We start from the raw sequence: 20478 nt of genomic DNA on the forward strand, positions 1-20478 counted from the left end.
CTTGCGGAACACTCCTGGGCGAGGGTTACCGACCCGCCGCTCAGGACGGCGTGGAGCAGCGCTCGTAGGCCAGGATGGCCGCCGCCAGGTCTTCCACCGAGGCCCCCACCGACTTGAACACCGTGATGGCCTGCTGGGGATCCTCGAGCGCGCTGCGGCCGGCATGGCGCTTGCCGCACAGGTCGGGGAAGTCGGCCAGGATGTCGGATTCCTGGATGACACCCGCCTTCAGCGGCTCGATCAGGTCGCCGGTCTCGCTCAGGGCACCCTCACGGGTATCGACGAAGACCGCGCCACGACGCATCACCTCGTCGTCGGCCTCGCGCATGAAGGGCGTGAAGCTGCCGACCAGGTCCAGGTGCGTGCCGGGCGACAGCCACTCGCCCTGGATCAGCGGATCGCGACTCAGGGTGGCGCAGCTGATGATGTCGGCCCGGCCGGCGGCCTCGGCCAAGCCGTCCTCCGCTACCGCCTCGGCATCGATCCCCTCGGCACGGAACTCTTCCGCCAGGGCACGGGCCGAGGCCTCGCGGATATCCCAGATGCGCACCCGCTGGATCGGCCGAATCGCCTGGTGCGCCGGAATCAGACGGCGGGCCATGCGCCCGGCGCCGACCATCAGCAGCTCGCTGGCGTCCTCGCGGGCCAGGTAGCGCGCGGCCAGGGCCGAGGCCGCCGCGGTGCGGCGGGCAGTCAGCTCGTTCGCCTCGAATTGGGCCAGGTGGTGGCCGGTACGTGCGCAGCTCAGCAGGTAGTGGCCGGTGAGGCCGGGCAGGCCACGGGCACTATTGCCGGGGAAGACGTTGACCTGCTTGACGCCCAGATACTTGCCCTCGATCCAGGCCGGCATCAGCAGCAGGGTCGCCTCCGGGTCACCGGGCACCTGCAGGTGATGGTGGTGACGTACCGGTGAGTGCACCCTTTGGGTGAAGACGTCATCCAGGGCCTCCACGAGGGCAGGCCAGGGCAGGGCCTGGATCACTTGATCGGCATCGAGATACATGACCGTCTCCGATTGGTTGGGCGATAGGATCAGTCTACGGCGGCGCCCCCCTATCCCCTTGACCGAGGCTCCGCAATAGTTACCCCAGGCTCCACAGTTCGCTCCTTCCCTGCCGGTTCGAGCCAGGAGCCGTCCCCGTGCCCAGCCCCAAAGCTGGATCACCGCGTCAAAGAGTTCGGCGTTTCTCGTATGCGCTTGCCTCCACATTACCATGGCGGCCCGGGCGCACCCCGGGCCGCCATGCTTTTCCGGGACTCGCTGTCCCGGTGCCGCCTATCACAAGAAAATTAAATCGGTTGTACCCGGCGGGGACGGCCGTCGCCGCCAGCCCTCTAGCTGACGGATTTGCTGCAGGTCGTCGGTTGAGTGGAGGGGCAAAGAAATCGCAAGAATATGAAACTGGGGCTGATGGAGGCCTGTTGTAATGGGGGTCGCTCGGGCGTAGCCCCAGCCCCCATGACAAGAGCAATAGGAGCCATCCACATGAGCATGCGAATCGCCAGCGCGCCCTGCTGCTGGGGCGTCGACGACGTCAACAACCCCCATCTGCCGCCCTGGCAGAAGGTCCTGGACGAGGCCGCCCAGGCGGGCTACCAGGGCCTGGAGCTGGGCCCCTACGGCTACCTGCCCCTCGACAAGGAGCTGCTGGGCAAGGCCCTGGACGAGCGCAGCCTGAAGGTAGTCGCCGGCACCATCTTCGACGACCTGGTCGATCCGGAGAACCTGGGCAGCCTGGTCAAGCAGACCCACGAGATCTGCGCCTTCCTCAAGCAGCTGCCGGAACTGCCGCGCGAACCGGGCCAGTACTACCCGGCTCCCTACCTGGTGGTGATCGACCACGTGCATGCCGAGCGCAGCCGCTATGCCGGCCATCCCGACAAGGCAGCGCGTCTCGATGATGACCCGTGGACCACAATGATGGGGCATATCCGCACCATCGCCGAGCTGGCCAGCCGCGAGTATGGCATCCGCGTCGTCATCCACCCCCATGCCGGCGGCTACATCGAGTTCGAGGACGAGATCCTGCGCCTGATGGAGGATATCCCCTACGAGACCGCCGGCCTGTGCCTGGATACCGGCCACCTCCACTACTCGGGCATGGATCCCGTGACCTGGCTCCGCGAGCACGCCGACCGGATGGACTACCTGCACTTCAAGGACATCGAGCCGAAGATATTCGACGAGGTCATGGCCCGGCAGGTGGACTTCTTCGATGCCTGCGCCCAGGGGGTGATGTGCCCCATCGGCAAGGGCATCGTGGACTACGATGGCATCTACCGGCTGCTCAACGAGATCGACTACCGGGGCTACATCACCATCGAACAGGAGCGCGATCCGCGCGATGCCGACGGCAGCCTCGCCGATGTGACGGCGAGTCTCGAATACCTGAAGGGCCAGGGCTTCCAGGCCAGCCTCTAACACAGGAGACATGACCATGATCCAGGGTGACCTGAAAGTCACAGCCCCGATCCGCTGGGCGATGGTGGGGGGCGGCCGCGGCAGCCAGATCGGCTATAGCCACCGCTGCGCGGCGTTGCGCGACAACAGCTTCCAACTGGTGGCCGGCGCCTTCGACATCGACCCCGAGCGCGGCCGGGAATTCGGCGAGTCGCTGCGAGTGGCGCCCGAGCGCTGCTATCCGGACTACCAGACGCTGTTCGCCGAGGAGGCCCGGCGCGAGGACGGTATCCAGGCGGTCTCCATCGCCACGCCCAACAGCACCCACTTCGCCATCTGCAAGGCGGCGCTGGAGGCCGGGCTGCACGTGGTCTGCGAGAAGCCGCTGTGCTTCAGCGTGGATGAGGCCGAGGAACTCCGTGCCCTGGCCCAGGAGCGGCGACGCATCGTCGGCGTGACCTATGGCTACGCCGGGCATCAGCTGATCCGCCAGGCGCGGGAGATGATCGCCAACGGCGACCTCGGCGAGATCCGCATGATCCACATGCAGTTCGCCCATGGCTTCCACAGCGAGGCCGTCGAGCAGGCCAACCCCGGCACCCGATGGCGGGTCGATCCGCGCTACGCCGGGCCCAGCTACGTGCTCGGGGACCTGGCGACTCACCCCTACTACATCGCCGAGATGATGCTGCCGGAACTCCGGATCAAGCGGCTGCTGTGCTCGCGCCAGAGCTTCGTGGCGAGCCGGGCGCCGCTGGAGGACAACGCCTACGTGCTGATGGAGTACGAGGGCGGCGCCATGGGCCACCTCTGGACCTCGGCGGTCAATGCCGGCTCCATGCACGGCCAGAAGGTGCGGGTCATCGGCTCCCGGGCCAGTGTCGAGTGGTGGGACGAGCACCCCAACCAGCTGCGCTACGAGGTGCAGGGCGAGCCGGTGCGGATCCTGGAGCGTGGCATGGACTACCTCTATCCACAGGCGCGGGAGGACGATCGCATCGGCGCCGGCCACCCCGAGGGGCTGTTCGAGGCGTGGTCCAATCTCTACTACCGCTTCGCGCTGGCCATGGAGGCGATGGATCGCGGCGACACCACGGCCGTCGAGGCGCTGGGGATCCCCGACATCGATGCCGGGGTCGAGGGCGTGCGCTGGGTGGAGAACTGCGTGCGTTCCGCCGATGCCGGGGCGGTCTGGGTCGACTATGCCTGATGGTCCATGCCGGCCCGCCCCGGGAGGAAGCCAGCGGGCTGGCAGGCGACGCCGGGGATGCGCGAAGATGACCGGTGAACGTCGCCATTGTGGAGGGGCACCGGTGATCCAGCGGTTCATGAGGCCTGGCGCCAGCAGCTCGCTGATCGTCGAGCATCCCGCCGAGTTGCTCTATATGTGCAGGGCCGAGGGCACCCAGAGCGCCATGCCCCGGGCCATGCATCGCCATGACGACCGTGCCGAGATCGTCTTCATCCGCGAGGGGCAGGGTACCCATATCATCGGCGGGCACGAGTACCGGACCCGCCGGGGCGACGTGCTGATCTACAACAGCGGTATCCTCCACGACGAGTCCGCTCGGCCCGAGGTTGGCATCGTCGCCTACTGCTGCGGCTTCCGGGGGCTCAAGCTCAGGGGGTTGCCGGTCAATCACCTGGTGCCCGAGCAGGGCAGCCCGGTGCTGGCCAGTGGCGAGCACCATGCCGCCTTCGAGGGCCTCATGCAGCTGCTCTACGATCAGGTGGGGCAGGGCGGCAGCGCCGAGGTCTGCCATCATCTGCTGCAGGCGCTGATCCAGTTGGTGGGGCGCCTGCTCGAACGCCCGGAACTGCGGCTCGAGTCTCCCGGCTACGACCTCGGCCAGGAGGTCAGGCGCTATATCGACGAGCGCTACGCCGAGGCGATCGACCTGCAGGTCATGGCCCAGCGCTTCAAGGTCAGTCCCTATCATCTCGCCCACCGCTTCAAGGCCGCGGTCGGCTGCTCGCCCATCCATTACCTGATCCGGCGTCGGGTCGGCGAAGCCCAGTCCCTGCTGATCAACACGCCGCTGAGCGTTGCCGAGATCGCCGAGCAGGTGGGCTATCGCCATCCCAGCTACTTCAACACCGCCTTCAAGCGGGTCGTGGGTGTGACGCCCGGCGGCTACCGGAAGCGCTACCTGAGCGGTTGAGCGCCATTGACAGGTGAGTCCGGCTCATACGCTCTCCGGCGTAAAGATATCGATCGGCAGGATGATCTGCCGCGAGCCGACGTCGGGCAGGGGCGCCTGCAGTGCCTCGACCATGGCCGATACCGTGCGCTCTGCCAGCTCGCGGCGGGGTATCGACAGCAGCATATCCAGGGTGCCGTCCACCAGGGCGGCGCGGGTGGTGGCGGTGAGGTCGTGGCCGACGATGAACAGGTCCTGGCGAGCGCGCTCGCGGACCGCCTGGACCACCCCCTCGATGCCGCCCCCGGCCACGTAGAGGCCGCGCAGCTCGGGTTCGGCATCCAGTAGCTCGCGGGTCGCCCGGGCGGCCAGCACGGGATCCTCCTGGCTGAAGATTGGCTCCACCACGCGAAACGCTGGGGCCTTCTCGCGGAAGTAGCCGCGAAAGCCGATCTCGTAGAGCTCCTGGCAGACATAGCGATGGCTGCCGGTGATGATGCCTACCGGCCCGGGCTGAGTCATGCGGCTCATGGCCCAGGCCGCGGTGCGTCCCATCTTGCGGCCGTCCTGGCCGATGAAGCCCGCGCTGTGGCCGCCGGCGGGCAGCTCGGAGAGCAGCGCGAAGGCCGGCACGCCCGACTGGCGCAGGCGTGCGATGGTCTGGGACACCTCGGGATGGTCGGTGGCCACCACGCCGATCGCCTCGACCTGCTTTCCCAGCCGCCTCAGGGCGGCGGAGACCTGCTCCGGATCCAGGGTATCGCAGTACTCGATCACCGGCATCACCCGTGCCCCGTGATGGCTTCTTGATGCCTCTATCAAGGAGTCGGCGATGATCCGGTAGACCGGCGAGGTGCGTTTCTGCAGCAGGAAACCCAGGCGTCGGGCGGGTGCCATAGCGGCGGCACTCGCTTCGCCGGCCTCCTCTTTTGGCCTTTCATAATCCAATGACCTGGCAGCCTTCATGACCCTGTCGGCGGTTTCACGGCGGACCTTGGCGCGCCCGCTGAAGACCCGGTCGACGGTGGCTACGCCGACGCCGGCGGCCTTGGCAATATCGACCATCGTAGGGGTCGACGACGGCTTGTCACTCATGGATATTCGCCTGCATATGATGTTTGCTATCAATCTATCATAGATCTATCAAAGCGCAATAGGCGAGGAGATGGGCATGGCGGAGAAGGTCATGGCAAAACGTGCAGCCGAGTTGCTGGCTCCCCACGATCTGCGGCTCGGCATCAATCCGCTGAGCTGGACCAACGACGTCATCGAGGAGTTCGGTGACGACACCCCGGTGGAGACCTTCCTGCGCGAGGCCGCGGAGTGCGGCTACCAGGGCGTGGAGATGGGGCGCAAGTTTCCCCGCGAGGCGGCGGTGCTGGGGCCGCTGCTGGCGGAGTATGACCTGGCCCTGGCCAGCGGCTGGTACTCCGGCTTCCTGGCCGAGCGTGATCCGGAGGCCGAGCTCGAGGCGGTGGCCGACCACGCCGACCTGCTGGCGGCCTGCGGTGCACGGGTGATGGTCTACGGCGAGTGCGGGCTGATGCCCGGCGAGTCACCCCTGGACGAGCCGCTGTCGCGGACCCCGGTGGTGGCCCGGGGCGACTGGCAGGCCTATGGCGAACGCCTGACCCGCTTCGCCGAGGCGCTCAAGGCGCGCCATGGTGTCGAGCTGGTCTATCACGCCCACCTGATGATGGTGGTCGAGAGTGAGGCCGAGATCGATGCGCTGATGGCCCACACCGGCGAGGCCGTGGGGCTGCTGTTCGATGCCGGCCATGTGGTGGCCGGCGGCGGTGACCTCGCCGGCCTGCTGGCGCGCCACGGCCAGCGTATCAACCACCTGCACCTCAAGGACATTCGCCGCGATGTCATGGCCCGGGTGCGCCGCGAGGACATCAGCTTCAACCAGGGGGTGCGCGACGGCATGTTCACCGTGCCCGGCGACGGCTACCTGGACTTCACCCCGCTGCTGGACTTCGCGACCTCCCCGGACTATCGCGGCTGGCTGATCGTCGAGGCCGAGCAGGATCCGACCAAGGCGCCACCCCGCGAGATGGCCAGTACGGCCTATCGCCATATCACTCAGCTGCTGGCGCAGCGCTGAATACGCCAGCCCCCGATTCCCGTTTTGCAGGAGAGACTGCCATGACCCGCCCCCTGAATATCGGCCTGATCGGCAGCGGCTTCATGGGCCAGGCCCATGCCGATGCCTACCATCGTGCCAGGATGCTCTATCGCGACCTGCCGCTGACCCCGCGGCTCTACGCCATCGCCGACCAGGGCGAGGAGGCGGCCGAGGCCGCCCGGGCGCGCCTCGGCTTCGAGAGGGGCTACGGCGACTGGCGAGCGCTGGTGGCCGACCCCGAGGTGGACGTGGTGGACATCACCTCGCCCAACGCCCTGCACCACGAGATGGCGCTGGCGGCCATCGCCGCGGGCAAGCACGTCTACTGCGAGAAGCCGCTGGCCATGAACGACGACCAGGCCCGGGAGATGCAGGAGGCGGCCGAGCGCGCCGGGGTGAAGACCATGGTGGCCTTCAACAACATCAAGACCCCGGCGGCCCTGCTGGCCAAGCAGCTGATCGAGGCCGGCGAGATCGGCCAGCCGATCCGCTTCCGCGGCACCTTCGATCAGGGCTTCTTCAACGACCCGAACCTGCCCTGGTCCTGGCGCTGCTCCCGCGAGGGGGCCGGCACCGGTGCCCTGGGCGACCTGGGGGCGCACGTGATCAGCGTGGCCCAGTTCCTGATGGGCGACTTCACGCAGGTGAACTGTCAGGCCCAGACCCAGATCACCGAGCGCCCCGTGCCCGCCAGCGACGCCGGCTACGCCAGCCGCGTGCAGGAGGGTGCCGAGATGCGCCGCGTCGAGAACGACGACCAGACCCAGGCGCTGGTCCAGTTCGCCTCCGGCGCCGCCGGGGTGATCGAGAGCTCGCGCGTCGCCGCCGGTCGGGTGTTCGGCGTCTACTGGGAGGTCTCGGGTACCGAGGGCACCCTCTACATGGACGGCGAGCGTTTCAACGAGCTGCAGGTCTTCCGCGTGGGCGACGACAAGCGCGACCGCGGCTTCAAGACCCTGCTGGCCGGCTCCCAGGTGCCCCAGTACGGCGCCTTCTTCGGTTTCGACTTCGCCGGCGGCGGCCTGGGCTTCTTCGACATCAAGGTGATCGAGGTCCACGACCTGATCCAGGGCATCGCCGGGGACGAGGACTGCTACCCGAACTTCGCCTTCGGCCGCACCAACCAGCGCATCATCACCGCCATGGACGAGTCCGCTCATTCGAGCCAGTGGGTCCGCGTCTAGCACCCACGACGAGCCATCGTCACGCCATCGAAAACAACGCACAGGAGCTGATTATGAGCGCTGACAGGATCCGTATCGGCATGGTGGGAGGCGGGCCCGGGGCCGGGATCGCCAAGGCGCACCGCATGGGCATGCGCCTGGACGATCGCTACGCGCTGGTCGCCGGTGTCTTCTCCCGCTCCCTGGAGAAGTCGCGCCAGGCCGCGGCCAAGCTCGGCGTCGACGAGACACGGGTGTACGCCGACTTCGAGCAGATGGCGCGCGAGGAGGCCGCCCGGGAGGACGGTATCGAGGTGGTGGCCATCGTCACGCCCAACGACAGCCACTACCCGGTGGCCCGCGCCTTCCTGGAGGCGGGCATCCACGTGATCTGCGACAAGCCGATGACCGGCGACCTGGAGGAGGCCGAGCGCCTGAATGCGCTGGCCGCGGAGAAAGGGCGGGTCTTCGTCCTGACCCATAACTACAGCGCCTATGCCATGGTGCGCGAGGCGGCGCGCCGGGTCCGCGACGGGGCCCTGGGGGAGCTGCGCATCGCCATGGTGGAGCACGCCTCGGGCTGGGCCGCCAGCCTGGTGGAGGCCGACGCGAGCAACAAGCAGGCCGCCTGGCGCCTCGACCCGGCGCAATCCGGCGAGGAGAGCCTGATCTTCGACCTGGGCACCCATGCCCATCAGCTGCTGCGCTTCGTCAGCGGCCTCGAGGTGACCGAGGTCTCGGCCGAGCTGCACACCTGCGTGCCGGGCCGCCGGGTCTACGACGATGCCCAGGTGCAGGTGCGCCTCGCCAATGGCGCGCGGGGCACCCTCTGGGCCAGCATGGCCGCCACCGGCCACGAGCATGGGCTGCGCATCCGCCTGTTCGGCGACAAGGCCTCCCTGGAGTGGCGCCAGATGGACCCGCACTACCTCACCCTGAACTATCCCGGTGGTCGCCGCGAGACGCTGGTCCAGGGGCATGACGGCCAGAGCCCCGACCAGGCCCGGCTGACCCGGGTGGGGCTGGGGCACCCGGAGGGTTTCATCGAGTCCTTCGCCAACCTCTACGGCGATGTCGCCGAGGCCATCCACCGCTACCGCGAGACCGGCCAGGCCGCCCACGATGACCTGCCGCTGCCCGGCAGCCGCGACGGCCTGCTGGGGGTGCGCTTCGTCAAGGCGGTCGGCGAGTCCCATGCCGCCCAGGGCCGCTGGGTCCACATCCCCCTCTGAGCACAAGGAACCCTGACCATGAAACGCTTTGCCCTGATCGGCGCGGGCTTCATCGGCACCCTGCATGCCCGCAACCTGTTCCGCCACCCCGAGGTGGACTTCGCCCTGGTGGCCGATGTCGACCCGGCACGGGCCCAGGCATTGGCGTCGCAGTACGGGGCGCGGGCCATTTCCGTCGAAAAGGTCTTCGCTTCCGACGTGGACGCCGTGCTGATTGCTTCCTCCACGCCTACCCATGCCGACTATGTGGAGCGGGCCGCCCGGGCCGGCCAGGCGATCTACTGCGAGAAGCCCATCGACCTCGATACCCGGCGCGCCAAGCGGGCCGTGGCCGCGGTACGCGAGGCCGGGGTGGCGATGATGATCGGTTTCAATCGCCGCTTCGACGCCAGCCATGCCGCCCTCAAGGACGTCGTGGCCCGCGGCGAGCTGGGCCGGGTGGAGCTCGTGCAGATGAGCTGCCGTTCCCAGGACGCGCCGCCCCTCTCCTACATCGAGGTCTCGGGTGGCCAGATGCGCGATCAGACCATCCACTTCTTCGACCTGCTCTGCTGGCTGACCGAGGACGTGCCGGTGGAGGTGCATGTCTTCGGCGAGGCGCTGGTCGACCCGCGCATCGGCGAGGCCGGTGACGTGGATACCTCCATCGCCACCCTGCGCATGGCCTCCGGCGCCCTGGTGCAGATCGACAGCACGCGGCGCACCCGCTACGGCTACGACGAGCGCGTGGAGGTCTTCGGCGCGCAGGGCATGGCGGAGTCGCGACGCCAGCCCCATCGCCACCTGTCGGTCTACAAGGGGCGCGAGCAAGTCAGTGATGGCCTCCACGCCGACTGGCTGGAGCGCATCGAACCCACCTTCGCCGCGGCCCTGGACGCCTTCGTGGCCGGGCTCCACGGAAAGGATGTCGACTATCCGGGTGCCGAGGCCGCCCTGCGCGCCCAGCGCATCGCCGACGCCGCCACGCGGTCGCTGCAGACCCGGGCGCCGGTGGCGATCGATGTCGATTGATTCGTTCTCGACGATGTCCAGCACCGTGCCGCGCACCTTTGACGAAGGCGTCGGCCTCAGGACGGAATCTGCCAGGTCGCCGGGCACTCGCTGCCTAGGAAGAGCCGCTGGGCGGTGGTGGCATTGCACCGTTCGGCGAGGATCGTGCGCGTGCCGCTGAGCGCGGACAGCAGGGCGTCGGTCGGATGGCGGACGGTGAGCAGCGTCAGGGCGTCGTAGCGCTCGAGCGAGTAGTCGCACGCCAGCGAGGCGACCAGGGGGTCGAGCCGCGCCGGGTGGGCGTCGAGGCAGAGCGACAGGCGTGCGGCGCCGCTGTCGACCAGGCCGGCGTGCAGTCCGGCCTTGGCGAGACGACCGAAGATGTCGTGCAGCCGCGGCTCGTCCATGAACGAGAAGTCCCTGGGGTGAAGCTCCACCAGCGCCTGCTCTTCGGCAAGGATGAAGGCCGGGATGGCGGCGTCGGGGCCTTCGGCGGCGATGATGCTGGGCGGGGCGTCGGGCTTCTCGAAGGAGCGCACCACCAGGGGAATTGCCTTTTGCCGCAGCGGCGCCAGGGTCTTGGGGTGGATCACCTTGGCACCGTGCCAGGCCAGCTCGATGGCCTCGTCGTAGGTGATCCGCTCGAGCTGAACGGCGTTGGTGAAGCGTCGCGGGTCGGCGTTGAACAGCCCCGGCACGTCCTTCCAGATCACCACCTCCTCGGCATCCAGGCAGTGGGCGAAGATCGCCGCGCTGTAGTCCGAGCCCTCCCGACCCAGGGTCGTCGAGATTCCCTCGGGGGTGCCGCCGATAAAGCCCTGGGTCAGCACCACGGCGTCGCCGGCGATGCCGAGCCCGCGGATCCGTTCGGTGGTGGCCCGCCAGTCGACATTGGCCGCCTGGTGGCAATCGTCGGTGATCACCAGCTCCCGGGCATCGTGCCAGTCGCTGGCCACGCCGATCTCGTTGAGCCAGGCGTTCACGATGGTGCTGGAAAGCAGTTCCCCGAAACCGATCGTCTGGTCGTAGTGGAAGGGGCGCGCCTCGCCGCGGTAGCACTGGTGTCGGCGATCGAGCTCCTCGAAGAGGGCGGCGGCCCGTTTGGTGACGGGGGCGGCACGGTCGCCGAACAGGGCCTCGACGGTGGCAAGGTGGTCGTGCCTGAGCCTCTCGAGCCGGGTGCGGTAGTCCGCGTTATCGCCGCGGCGCGCGGCGGCGAGCAGCGCCTCCAGGGCGTTGGTGGTCTTGCCCATGGCCGAGACCACGACCACCAGCGGGCGCGTCCGGACGCCCGCCAGCAGTTCGCCCAGGTGGCGGATGGCCGCGGCGTCCCTGATCGAGGCGCCGCCGAACTTGAAGACCGTCGTCATTGCCGATTCTCCCTGGCCGTTGATGTCACAGCCGCCACCATGCGGGAAACGCGAGCCGGGCGGAAGAGGCGGTGGCGCGGGGAGCGAAGCACCGGGGGCAGAGATGAAAAAGGCACCCGGGGGTGCCTTGGGTGTCCGGCCGGCCTTGCCATGGGGCATGGCGGCAGCCGTCCGGACAGCAGCGAGGGCCGTATCAGCTAAGCCGCTGCATATAGTCCACATACCCGAAGGTCTTCACCGTGCGCACCTGGCGGCTCGCCTCGTCGATCCGGCAGATCGACGGCAGGCGGATGCCGTTGAAGGTGGTGGTCTTGACCATGGTGTAGTGGGCCATGTCGGTGAACACCAGCCGGTCGCCGATCTGCAGGGGGGCATCGAAGGAGTACTCGCCCACCACGTCGCCGGCGAGGCAGGTCAGGCCGCCCAGCCGATAGGTGTGGGCCTTCTCGCCGGGCTCGCCGGCGCCGATGATCTCCGGTCGGTAGGGCATCTCCAGCACGTCCGGCATATGGGCCGTGGCCGAGGTGTCGAGGATGGCGATGGGGCCGCCGTTCTCGACGATGTCCAGCACCGTGCACACCAGGTAGCCGGTGTTCAGGGCGATGGCCTCGCCGGGCTCCAGGTAAACCGTGAGGTGCGGGTAGCGAGCACGGAAGTCGCGAACCACCCGCACCAGCCGCTCCACGTCATAGTCCGAGCGGGTGATATGGTGCCCGCCGCCGAAGTTCATCCACTTCATGGCGGGCAGATAGCGGCCGAACTGGGCCTCGAACGCCGCGAGGGTCTCCTCGAAGGCGTCGCTGTTCTGCTCGCACAGGGTGTGGAAGTGCAGCCCCTCGAGGCCCTCGAGGTCATCCGGCCTGAGGTCCACGGCCCGGGTGCCGAGTCGCGAGCCCGGGGCGCAGGGGTCGTAGAGCGGTACCGCGCCGGTGGAGTGCTCCGGATTGACTCGCAGCCCGCAGGAGACCCGGCGCGGCGCCCCCGCGATCCGGCTGCGGAAGCGCCGCCACTGCCCCGGCGAGTTGAAGCTCAGGTGGTCCGCGTAGCGCAGCACCACCTCCATCTCCGGCTCGGTGAAGGCCGGCGAGTAGACATGCACCTCGCCGCCGAAGGTCTCCGCCCCCAGGCGCGCCTCGTCCTGGCCACTGGAGGTGGTGCCCATCAGGTACTCGCGGATCATGGGGAAGCAGTCCCACATGGCGAAGCCCTTCAGGGCCAGCAGGATGCGGGCACCGCTGCGCTCCTGGACCTCGCCGAGCAGGTCCAGGTTGCGGCGCAGCAGGGCGTCATCCACCACGTAGGCCGGCGAGGGGCAGGCGTGGATGTCGAACGGATAGGTCGGTTCTGCCATCGTGGATCAGGCCAGCGGGTCGGCGTCGGGGTCGAGTTCTACCATCTGCCACGGCAGGCCCATGTCGCCGATACGCTCCATGAAGGGGTCCGGGTCGAGCTGCTCGACGTTGAACACGCCCTCGCCCTTCCAGATGCCCTGGAGCATCAGCATGGCGCCGGTCACCGCCGGCACGCCGGTGGTGTAGGAGATCGCCTGGGACTTGACCTCCTCATAGCACTTCTGGTGGTCGCAGATGTTGTAGATGTGCACCTTGCGCCGCTTGCCGTCCTTGATGCCGTCGAGGATCACGCCGATGTTGGTCTTGCCCTTGGTGCGCGGCCCGAGCGACGCCGGGTCGGGCAGCACCGCCTTGAGGAACTGCAGCGGGGCGATCTTGCACCCTTCCACCTCGATCGGCTCGATGCGCGTCATGCCGACGTTCTCCAGCACCTTGAGGTGGGTGATGTACTTCTCGGAGAAGGTCATCCAGAAGCGGATGCGCTCCAGGCCCTTGATGTTCTGGCTGAGAGACTCGAGCTCCTCGTGGTAGAGCAGGTAGAGGTCCTTCTCGCCGATGCCGTCGAAGTCGAAGGTGCGCTTCTCCGCCAGGGGCGCGGTCTCCTTCCACTCGCCCTTCTCCCAGTAGCGGCCATTCGCGGTGATCTCGCGAATGTTGATCTCGGGGTTGAAGTTGGTGGCGAAGGGGTAGCCGTGGTCGCCGCCGTTGGCATCCAGGATGTCGATCCGGTGGATCTCGTCGAACAGGTTCTTCTGGCCATAGGCGCAGTAGATGTTGGTCATGCCCGGGTCGAAACCGCAGCCCAGGGTGGCCATGTTGCCGGCGCGGGCGTAGCGCTCCTGGAAGGCCCACTGCTCCTTGTACTCGAACTTGGCCTCGTCGGGGTGCTCGTAGTTGGCGGTGTCGAGATAGGGCACGCCGGTGCGCAGGCACGCCTCCATGATGGTCAGGTCCTGATAGGGCAGGGCCACGTGGATCAGCACGTCCGGCTGGAACGACTCGATCAGTGCGACCAGCGCCTCGACGTCATCGGCATCCACCCGGGCCGTCTGGATGGGACGGTCCAGCTGGGCCGCGATCGCCTTGCACTTCGCTTCGTTGCGGCTGGCCAGCATGATCTCGCTGAAGACCTCGGGATGCTGGGCACACTTGTGGGTGACGACGCCACCGACGCCGCCGGCGCCGACAATCAGGACTTTGCTCATGGGGTATCGAATCCAGATCGGGAAAATATCAACAATGGTAGGGTCTTATCGGTAATTGGAGCGCCTCGGCGCGTCCGGACCCGATGCCACCCCGGTCTCACTCTCGCCTGGGCCGGCGAGTGGGCGCTGATAATGGCTTCCCCTGAGGCTGGCCGCAAGGGGTTTTTACGTCAAGGGTGAGACGAAAGTCGGTTACTCTGATGCGTCCTGCCAGTCCTCGTGTCCGTGGCGAACGCGAATGACAAAGATGCCGCCATCGTCCTCGATTCGGTAGATTACGAGGTGCGCTCCCACTGGGTGGATTCGAACCGGAGGCATGATTTCATGGCGCTCATGTGCGGCCAGGGGGTTGTCGGCCAGGAAGCGGAAGCACTTCTCCAGTTGACCGTGATAGCGCTCGGCTTGTGCCATACCGAACCGCTCCACTCCAATGAGGAAGATGCCGATGATGTCCTCTTCGGCCTTGCGGCTGAGCCTGTAGCGCATCGAGTTCAGTTGGCCGAGGCCCGATCGCGGGCTGCTTCGCGCAACTCGTCCATGGAGCGGCTGCCAGTGCCGCTTTCGGTGCCTTCGTCGACGAGGGCCTGCATGTGGGCGATCTTCTGTGCCCTGTCCTGATCGCGCCGGATCAGGTCGCGCACATAGTCGCTGGTGTTGCTGTAGCGGCCGGATCGGGCTTGTTCTTCTACCCACTGCTTCATGGCGTCGGGTAGGGAAACGTTCATGGTGGCCATGGCGAGTACCTCCTACGGCAAGAGTGGCAGACTTTGGCAAGCTTTGCCAATTCAGGCCTGTCGGTGACGACGAGGGGCGCACAGGTGGCGGTCAGTCTCCCTGGTCGGCACGTAGCGCGGCGAGAACCTCGAGGACCGAAGACTAGATCAGGCACAGGACAGAAACGAAAAAAGCACCCGTAGGTGCTTGATTCGCTTGCTTGATTGGTGGAGGCGGCGGGGATCGAACCCGCGTCCGCCGGCACTCGCCCATTGGCTCTACATGCTTAGGTCCGTCTTTTGCTTTAACGCTACTGGCTCCGACGGGCAGGATCCAGCAACGCGATTCCTCGTCAAGTTTAGCGATTGGCGAGAGGACACCACCAACCGCGATCCCATCAGTCTTGGCTCATATCCCGTCGGCGATGAATGGGCACATCGCGTTCGGGCCGGGCTAGAAGCTAACAGCGTTTAAGCTGCCAGCGCGCCCTGAGCGTAGTTGTCGTCGTTTGCGACTATTTAGTCGTGATGTTGGATTTACGAGATACATCACGCTCTCGGCATGCACCGCAGGGGTTGTCACCAGCGTCGAAACCATGTCGCCCCCGTAACGTCCATCCTATCAGGATGTGCCGTATTGTGATACCTCAGGCCTTGTTTTGTTCCCGCATGATGCGTCCCTTCTGCCGCTGCCAGTCGCGGTCCTTCTCGGTGGCCCGCTTGTCGTGCAGCTTCTTGCCGGTCACCAGCGCCAGCTCGCACTTCACCCGGTTGCCCTTCCAGTAGAGCTTGAGCGGCACGCAGGTGTGCCCCTTGTCCTGGGTCCGCGAGAAGACCCGGGCGATCTCCTTGCGGTGCAGCAGCAGCTTGCGGGTGCGGGTGGGGTCGGCCACCTCGTGGGTGCTGGCGGTGTTGAGCGGCATGATATGGCTGCCCAGCAGCCAGGCCTCGCCATCCTTGATCAGGATGTAGGTGTCCGTCAGCTGCGCCTTGCCGGCGCGCAGGCTCTTCACTTCCCAGCCGGCCAGCACCAGGCCGGCCTCGAAGGTCTCGTCGATGTGGTACTCGAAGCGCGCCTTCTTGTTCAAGGCGATGACGTTGCTGCCGGGCCCCTTGCCCTTGCCTTTCTTGTTGGCCATGAAACCTCGTGTCGTGTTCTGCCGATGGCGGCTCCCCTCCGACATGGGGGGAAGCGTGATACCATTCAAGGCCCGAAATAACGCCTCATGATACGCCCTGGGCACTGTGAAGTCAGCGGAGAGCTCAATGCCAACGGTCAATCGGTCCGCCATGGTGCGGCACACCCCTCAGGAGATGTTCGACCTGGTCAACGACTTCGAGCGTTATCCGGAGTTCCTGCCCGGGTGCCGGCGCGCGCGGCTGATCGAGCGCGACGACTCCCACCTGATCGGCGAGATGACCCTGGGACGGGCCGGCATCGAGCAGAGCATCGCCACCCGTAACGACCTGATCGAGCCCGACCGCATCGAGATGTCGCTGGTCAGCGGCCCCTTCAAGCGGCTGCGCGGTCGCTGGCTGTTCACCCCCATGGGCGAGAATGCCTGCAAGGTGAGCCTGGAGATGGAGTTCGAGTTCGCCAGCCGCCTGCTGGGCATGGCCTTCGGCAGGCTCTTCCAGCAGGTGGCCGGGCAACTCGTCGACTCCTTCACCCGCCGTGCCGATGACATCTATGGCCGCTACTGAGATCGAGATCGAGGTGGCCTTCGCCCTGCCGGAGCGGCAGCGCATCGTCACCCTCGCCGTCCCGGAGGGCACCACGGCCCGCCAGGCCGTCCGGCTCGCCGGGCTGGAGACGCTGTTCCCCGAGCTGCCGCCTTCGACCTTCGGCGAGGCGGACCTGGGGATCTTCGGCAAGCCGCTGCGCGACCCCGACCACCAGGTGCTGCGGGCCGGTGATCGCGTCGAGGTCTATCGGCCGCTGGTGATCGACCCCAAGGCGGCGCGTGCCGAACGTGCCCGCACCAAGCGCTGACGCCCCGGGCCGAGGAGGCTCGGCGCCGGGGCGTCAGGTGTCGACTGCGGATCAGGGGGCGAGGGGCGCGCCGCCCTGGGGCAGGGGGGCACCGGCATCCTGCTGGGGTTGCGGCTGCGGCGCCGGCATGGCCTCCAGCGGGGCGGCGCCCTCGGCGGGGCGTAGCTCGATATCGCCACTGAGGTCACCCTCGCGCTCGACATTGGCCAGGCGGTCGCCGGCAAAGGTCAGGGTGACCCGGCGGCTGTCCACGCCCCCATAGGCCTCGTCGAGGCGGAAGACGTAGTCCCACTGGTTGGCATCGAAGGGCGCCTCCAGCAGCGGGCGACCCATCACGCGGACCACCTGCTCGCGGCTCATGCCGGGCTGGAGCTGCTCGACCATCTCGGCCGTCACCAGGTTGCCCTGGGGGATGTCGCGCTTGTAGACGCCGAGGTAGCTGCAGCCGCTGCTCAGCAGCAGGATGGCCGAAAGGGTGACGATTCCAGTCAACTTTTGCATTTGCGCCTGTTCTTCACTATCGTGGATTCGGTCGATCATACCCGACCCTACCCGATACTGCGAAGAGCGACCATGGCCGACCAGAACCATGAACTACGCAAGGCCGGTCTGAAGGTGACCCTGCCGCGCGTGAAGATACTGCAGATCCTGGAGAATGCCCCGGGACAGCATCACCTGAGTGCCGAGGACGTCTACAAGGCGTTGCTGGAGGCCGGTGAGGACGTGGGCCTGGCCACCGTCTACCGCGTGCTCACCCAGTTCGAATCGGCCGGCCTGGTGATTCGCCACAACTTCGATGGCGGCCACGCGCTGTTCGAGCTCTCCCAGGAAGAGCATCACGACCACATGGTCTGCCTCGAGAGCGGCGAGATCATCGAATTCTTCGACGAGACCATCGAGCGTCGCCAGCAGGAGATCGCCGAGGAGCATGGCTTCGAGCTCGTCGACCATGCGCTGGTGCTCTATGTGCGCCCCAAGGGCTCCAAGGCGACCCGCCAGGAAGGCATCCATCCGAAGAAGTGATCGCACGCTGCGTTGAGTGCAGCACCCCGAACACGAACACGGCCCCGGTCATCGATCGGGGCCGTGTTCGTTCCGGCGCCGGGAGGGAGCGCCGGGGCGGCGTGGTCAGTGATGGGCACGCTGGCTGGCGTCGAGCATCTCCCGGGCGTGGGCCAGGGTATGGTCGGAGAGGTTGACGCCACCCAGCATGCGCGCCAGCTCGCCGACCCGGCCGGCCTCGTCGAGCAGCGCCATGCGGGTCAGGGTGGTGTCGCGCTTCGCCCGTTTCTCGATATGCAGGTGGTGGTGTGCCTGGGCGGCCACCTGGGGCAGGTGGGTGACGGTCAGGACCTGGCCCTGCTCGCCCAGCCGGCGCAGCAGCTGGCCAACGATCTCGGCGGTGGCGCCCGAGACCCCCACGTCCACCTCGTCGAACACCAGGCAGGGAATGGTCGAGTGGCGTGCCGCCACCACCTGGATCGCCAGGCTGATGCGCGACAGCTCGCCGCCCGAGGCGACCTTGGCCAGCGGCCGCGGCGGCTGGCCGGGGTTGGCGCTGATCAGGAAGCGTACCCCCTCGAGCCCTTCCGCGGCCGGGGTGTCGCGGGCTTCCACCTCCACCGCGAAGCGCGCCTTGTCCATGGCCAGGAAGGCCAGCTGCTCCTGCACCGCCTTGCCGAAGCGCTCGGCCGCCCGGCGCCGCGCCTCGCCCACGCGGCGGGCCTGCTCGCGCCAGGCATCGCGCAGGGCGTCGACCTCGGCGGAGAGCGTCTCCAGGTCCTGTTCGCCGCCCTCCAGCCCCTCGAGCTCCGCCTGCAGTCGGCGGTGCAGCGCGACGACCTCCTCGGGCATCACGTGGTGCTTGCGGGCGATGCGGTGCACCTCGCCGAGGCGCTCCTCGACCCAGGCCAGGCGTTCCGGGTCGAGCTCGGTGGTGCCGGCGAAGTGGTTGAGCTCGCGGGCCGCCTCCTCGACCTGGATGCGGGCGTCACCCAGCATGGCCAGCGCCTCGGCCAGGGAGCCGCGGTCACTGCCGGGCAGCGCCGAGAGCCGGTTGATCGCCCGGGTCAGCAGGGTCGTGGCACCGCCCTCGTCGTTGTCGCAGCACTCGGCGGCAAACTGCGCCTCGCGCAGGCGCTCCTCGGCATGGGCGAGCTCCTCCTGCTCCGCTTCCAGGCCCTTGAGCTCGTCCTCCGCCAGGGCCAGCTGATCGAGTTCCTCGACCTGGTAGCGCAGCAGCTGGCGGCGTGCCTGGAGCTCGTCGCCGTCCTCGGCCAGCCGCTTGAGCCGGCGCCGGGCCGCCTGCCAGCGGCGGAAGGTCTCGCCCAGGGCCGCCACGGCCTCGCGCTGGCCGGCGAAGTCGTCGAGCAGGCGCAGGTGGGTCTCCTCGCGCAGCAGCGCCTGGTGGGCGTGCTGGCCATGGATCTCGATCAACCGCTCGCCAAGTGCTCGGAGGTCGGCCACCGTGGCCGGCTGGCCGTTGATCCAGGCCTTCGAGCGGCCCGCGGCGGTGACCACCCGGCGCAGCAGGCAGTCGTCCGCCGGCAGCTCGCGCTCCTCGAGCCAGGCTCGCGCCGCGGGCAACTGGCGGATGTCGAAGCGGGCCGAGAGGTCGGCGCGCTCGCGGCCGTGTCGCACGCTGGCGGCATCGGCGCGCTCGCCCAGGCAGAGCCCCAGGGCGCCGAGCAGGATCGACTTGCCGGCGCCGGTCTCGCCGGTGATGGCGGTCATGCCGGTGGCCAGCTCCAGCTCGAGGTGATCGACGATGGCGAAGTCGCGAATGGCAAGCTCTGTCAGCATGACGCCTCCCCGGGGCCCGTCCGAAACCACTGTCTATCCGTACACGTCTTGTGCGTTTATACAGTAGTCCAGGGGGGCCGACAATGCACGTCGGCGCCCTCGATGAGTGCCTTGTCGTTGTCACGACTTGAGTTCGGCGCACCCAGCCCCATATATCCCCGCAGACTGCGAAGATGTTTCGACACTCCCCGCGGGCGGCGCGCGCGTCGCCCCTCAGCATTCAAGAGCGGCATTTCAGGAGACACACATGGCCAAAGACCCCCAGACCCCGCTTGACGAGGAACTCGCCCGCCAGGAAGAGGAGGCCGAGCCCCAGCCGCGGGAGGGCGAGCTGGAGGACGCCATCGAAGGGGCCGAAGAGGCCGAGCAGGTCGCACGGGAGGCCGAGTCCTCCGACAATCCGGAGGCCGAGGTGCTGGCGGCCCGCGTCGAGGAGCTCGAGCAGAGCGTGGCCGAGGCCAAGGACCAGGCGTTGCGCGCCGCCGCCGAGGCGCAGAACGTGCGCCGTCGTGCCGAGCAGGAGGCCGAGAAGGCGCGCAAGTTCGCCCTGGAGAAGTTCGTCAGGGAGCTGCTGCCGGTGGTCGACAGCCTGGAGAAGGCGCTCGAGGCCATGGGCGAGGACGCCACCGAGGCCCACCGCGAGGGCGTCTCGATGACGCTGAAGATGCAGCACGACGTGCTCGGCAAGTTCGGCGTCGAGGTGGTGGAGCCCCATGGCGAACCCTTCGATCCGCAGTACCACGAGGCCATGGCCATGGTGCCCAACCCCGAGCTCGAGCCCAACACCGTGATGGAGGTGATGCAGAAGGGCTACCTGCTCAATGGTCGCCTGGTGCGCCCCGCCATGGTGGTGGTCAGCCAGGCCGCCGACTGACGGCGAGCAACAAATGGGGGCGGCGGGTCTTGAAAAGCGACGAGCGGCCCCCAGATAGACGACAACTCCGCGGCGAAGGCCGCAGAACGCGACTTTCAGAAACTCTGCAACGAC

General features: G+C 67.7%; 21 protein-coding genes and 1 other RNA gene. 11 read left to right on the top strand and 11 right to left on the bottom strand.

What is annotated here, in order from left to right; all coding sequences use genetic code 11:
* Nucleotides 1-40 precede the first annotated feature (40 nt).
* Nucleotides 41-1003, bottom strand: a complete 963-nt coding sequence (gene lhpI, locus MKP05_RS14135; RefSeq protein ID WP_240568904.1) for a bifunctional Delta(1)-pyrroline-2-carboxylate/Delta(1)-piperideine-2-carboxylate reductase — start codon at nucleotides 1001-1003, stop codon at nucleotides 41-43.
* 483 nt (nucleotides 1004-1486) lie between these two features.
* Here lhpI and MKP05_RS14140 point away from each other — a divergent pair, with 483 nt between their 5' ends.
* The 3 genes from MKP05_RS14140 (at nucleotide 1487) to MKP05_RS14150 (ending at nucleotide 4563) form a co-directional block, all read left to right on the top strand.
* On the top strand, nucleotides 1487-2422 hold the full coding sequence (locus MKP05_RS14140) for a TIM barrel protein (RefSeq protein WP_240568905.1): 936 nt from the start codon (nucleotides 1487-1489) through the stop codon (nucleotides 2420-2422).
* 16 nt (nucleotides 2423-2438) lie between these two features.
* Nucleotides 2439-3611, top strand: a complete 1173-nt coding sequence (locus MKP05_RS14145; RefSeq protein ID WP_240568906.1) for a Gfo/Idh/MocA family protein — start codon at nucleotides 2439-2441, stop codon at nucleotides 3609-3611.
* A gap of 67 nt (nucleotides 3612-3678) precedes the next feature.
* Nucleotides 3679-4563, top strand: coding sequence for a helix-turn-helix domain-containing protein (locus MKP05_RS14150; protein ID WP_240568907.1), 885 nt, complete (start codon nucleotides 3679-3681; stop codon nucleotides 4561-4563).
* 24 nt (nucleotides 4564-4587) lie between these two features.
* Here MKP05_RS14150 and MKP05_RS14155 read toward each other — a convergent pair whose 3' ends face one another.
* On the bottom strand, nucleotides 4588-5637 hold the full coding sequence (locus MKP05_RS14155) for a LacI family DNA-binding transcriptional regulator (protein WP_240568908.1): 1050 nt from the start codon (nucleotides 5635-5637) through the stop codon (nucleotides 4588-4590).
* Between the two features lie 91 nt (nucleotides 5638-5728).
* Between MKP05_RS14155 and iolE the strand changes: the two genes are divergently transcribed.
* The 4 genes from iolE to MKP05_RS14175 are packed head-to-tail and all read left to right on the top strand — an operon-like array spanning nucleotide 5729 to nucleotide 10076.
* Nucleotides 5729-6649, top strand: a complete 921-nt coding sequence (iolE, locus tag MKP05_RS14160) for a myo-inosose-2 dehydratase (RefSeq protein ID WP_240568909.1) — start codon at nucleotides 5729-5731, stop codon at nucleotides 6647-6649.
* Nucleotides 6650-6690: 41 nt separating this feature from the next.
* The gene (locus MKP05_RS14165; RefSeq protein ID WP_240568911.1) at nucleotides 6691-7854 is read left to right on the top strand and encodes a Gfo/Idh/MocA family protein; all 1164 of its coding nucleotides are present in this window, start codon (nucleotides 6691-6693) and stop codon (nucleotides 7852-7854) included.
* Nucleotides 7855-7907: 53 nt separating this feature from the next.
* Nucleotides 7908-9065, top strand: coding sequence for a Gfo/Idh/MocA family protein (locus MKP05_RS14170; protein ID WP_240568913.1), 1158 nt, complete (start codon nucleotides 7908-7910; stop codon nucleotides 9063-9065).
* An 18-nt stretch (nucleotides 9066-9083) separates the two neighbouring features.
* Entirely contained in the window at nucleotides 9084-10076 is a 993-nt protein-coding gene (locus tag MKP05_RS14175) for a Gfo/Idh/MocA family protein (protein ID WP_240568915.1), read from the top strand.
* 56 nt (nucleotides 10077-10132) lie between these two features.
* On the opposite strand, the gene MKP05_RS14180 is transcribed toward MKP05_RS14175, so the two are convergent.
* The 7 genes from MKP05_RS14180 to smpB form a co-directional block, all read right to left on the bottom strand.
* Nucleotides 10133-11425 carry an aspartate kinase gene (locus tag MKP05_RS14180; RefSeq protein ID WP_240568918.1) on the bottom strand — a complete coding sequence of 431 codons (1293 nt, stop codon included), beginning with the start codon at nucleotides 11423-11425 and terminating at the stop codon, nucleotides 10133-10135.
* Between the two features lie 193 nt (nucleotides 11426-11618).
* Nucleotides 11619-12776: a carboxynorspermidine decarboxylase gene (nspC, locus tag MKP05_RS14185; RefSeq protein WP_110285456.1), complete on the bottom strand. Its 1158-nt coding sequence runs from the start codon at nucleotides 12774-12776 to the stop codon at nucleotides 11619-11621.
* Between the two features lie 6 nt (nucleotides 12777-12782).
* On the bottom strand, nucleotides 12783-13982 hold the full coding sequence (locus MKP05_RS14190; RefSeq protein WP_110285455.1) for a saccharopine dehydrogenase family protein: 1200 nt from the start codon (nucleotides 13980-13982) through the stop codon (nucleotides 12783-12785).
* A 192-nt stretch (nucleotides 13983-14174) separates the two neighbouring features.
* Nucleotides 14175-14468 carry a type II toxin-antitoxin system RelE/ParE family toxin gene (locus MKP05_RS14195; RefSeq protein ID WP_240568920.1) on the bottom strand — a complete coding sequence of 98 codons (294 nt, stop codon included), beginning with the start codon at nucleotides 14466-14468 and terminating at the stop codon, nucleotides 14175-14177.
* 5 nt (nucleotides 14469-14473) lie between these two features.
* Nucleotides 14474-14716 carry a type II toxin-antitoxin system ParD family antitoxin gene (locus MKP05_RS14200; protein WP_240568922.1) on the bottom strand — a complete coding sequence of 81 codons (243 nt, stop codon included), beginning with the start codon at nucleotides 14714-14716 and terminating at the stop codon, nucleotides 14474-14476.
* Between the two features lie 205 nt (nucleotides 14717-14921).
* Nucleotides 14922-15302, bottom strand: a transfer-messenger RNA (tmRNA) gene (gene ssrA / locus MKP05_RS14205).
* 40 nt (nucleotides 15303-15342) lie between these two features.
* On the bottom strand, nucleotides 15343-15834 hold the full coding sequence (gene smpB, locus MKP05_RS14210) for an SsrA-binding protein SmpB (protein WP_110285454.1): 492 nt from the start codon (nucleotides 15832-15834) through the stop codon (nucleotides 15343-15345).
* 127 nt (nucleotides 15835-15961) lie between these two features.
* Between smpB and MKP05_RS14215 the strand changes: the two genes are divergently transcribed.
* Together MKP05_RS14215 and MKP05_RS14220 are read left to right on the top strand one after the other, a co-directional pair.
* A complete protein-coding gene (locus MKP05_RS14215; protein WP_110285453.1) occupies nucleotides 15962-16399 on the top strand; it encodes a type II toxin-antitoxin system RatA family toxin in 438 nt (145 codons plus the stop codon).
* Entirely contained in the window at nucleotides 16386-16688 is a 303-nt protein-coding gene (locus MKP05_RS14220) for an RnfH family protein (RefSeq protein ID WP_240568925.1), read from the top strand. The genes MKP05_RS14215 and MKP05_RS14220 overlap by 14 nt, the downstream gene beginning before the upstream one ends.
* Before the next feature lie 51 nt (nucleotides 16689-16739).
* On the opposite strand, the gene MKP05_RS14225 is transcribed toward MKP05_RS14220, so the two are convergent.
* Complete coding sequence (locus tag MKP05_RS14225; RefSeq protein WP_240568927.1) at nucleotides 16740-17189, bottom strand: outer membrane protein assembly factor BamE; 450 nt, start codon at nucleotides 17187-17189, stop codon at nucleotides 16740-16742.
* Between the two features lie 72 nt (nucleotides 17190-17261).
* Here MKP05_RS14225 and fur point away from each other — a divergent pair, with 72 nt between their 5' ends.
* Nucleotides 17262-17711 (top strand): ferric iron uptake transcriptional regulator, encoded by a 450-nt coding sequence (gene fur / locus MKP05_RS14230; protein WP_110285450.1) that lies wholly within the window; start codon nucleotides 17262-17264, stop codon nucleotides 17709-17711.
* 105 nt (nucleotides 17712-17816) lie between these two features.
* On the opposite strand, the gene recN is transcribed toward fur, so the two are convergent.
* A complete protein-coding gene (recN, locus tag MKP05_RS14235; RefSeq protein ID WP_240568929.1) occupies nucleotides 17817-19490 on the bottom strand; it encodes a DNA repair protein RecN in 1674 nt (557 codons plus the stop codon).
* Between the two features lie 247 nt (nucleotides 19491-19737).
* Between recN and grpE the strand changes: the two genes are divergently transcribed.
* On the top strand, nucleotides 19738-20364 hold the full coding sequence (gene grpE, locus MKP05_RS14240; RefSeq protein WP_110285448.1) for a nucleotide exchange factor GrpE: 627 nt from the start codon (nucleotides 19738-19740) through the stop codon (nucleotides 20362-20364).
* Nucleotides 20365-20478: the final 114 nt, after the last annotated feature.

The sequence above is a fragment of the Halomonas flagellata genome (assembly GCF_022487945.1).
GTDB classification, from domain to species: domain Bacteria; phylum Pseudomonadota; class Gammaproteobacteria; order Pseudomonadales; family Halomonadaceae; genus Halomonas; species Halomonas flagellata.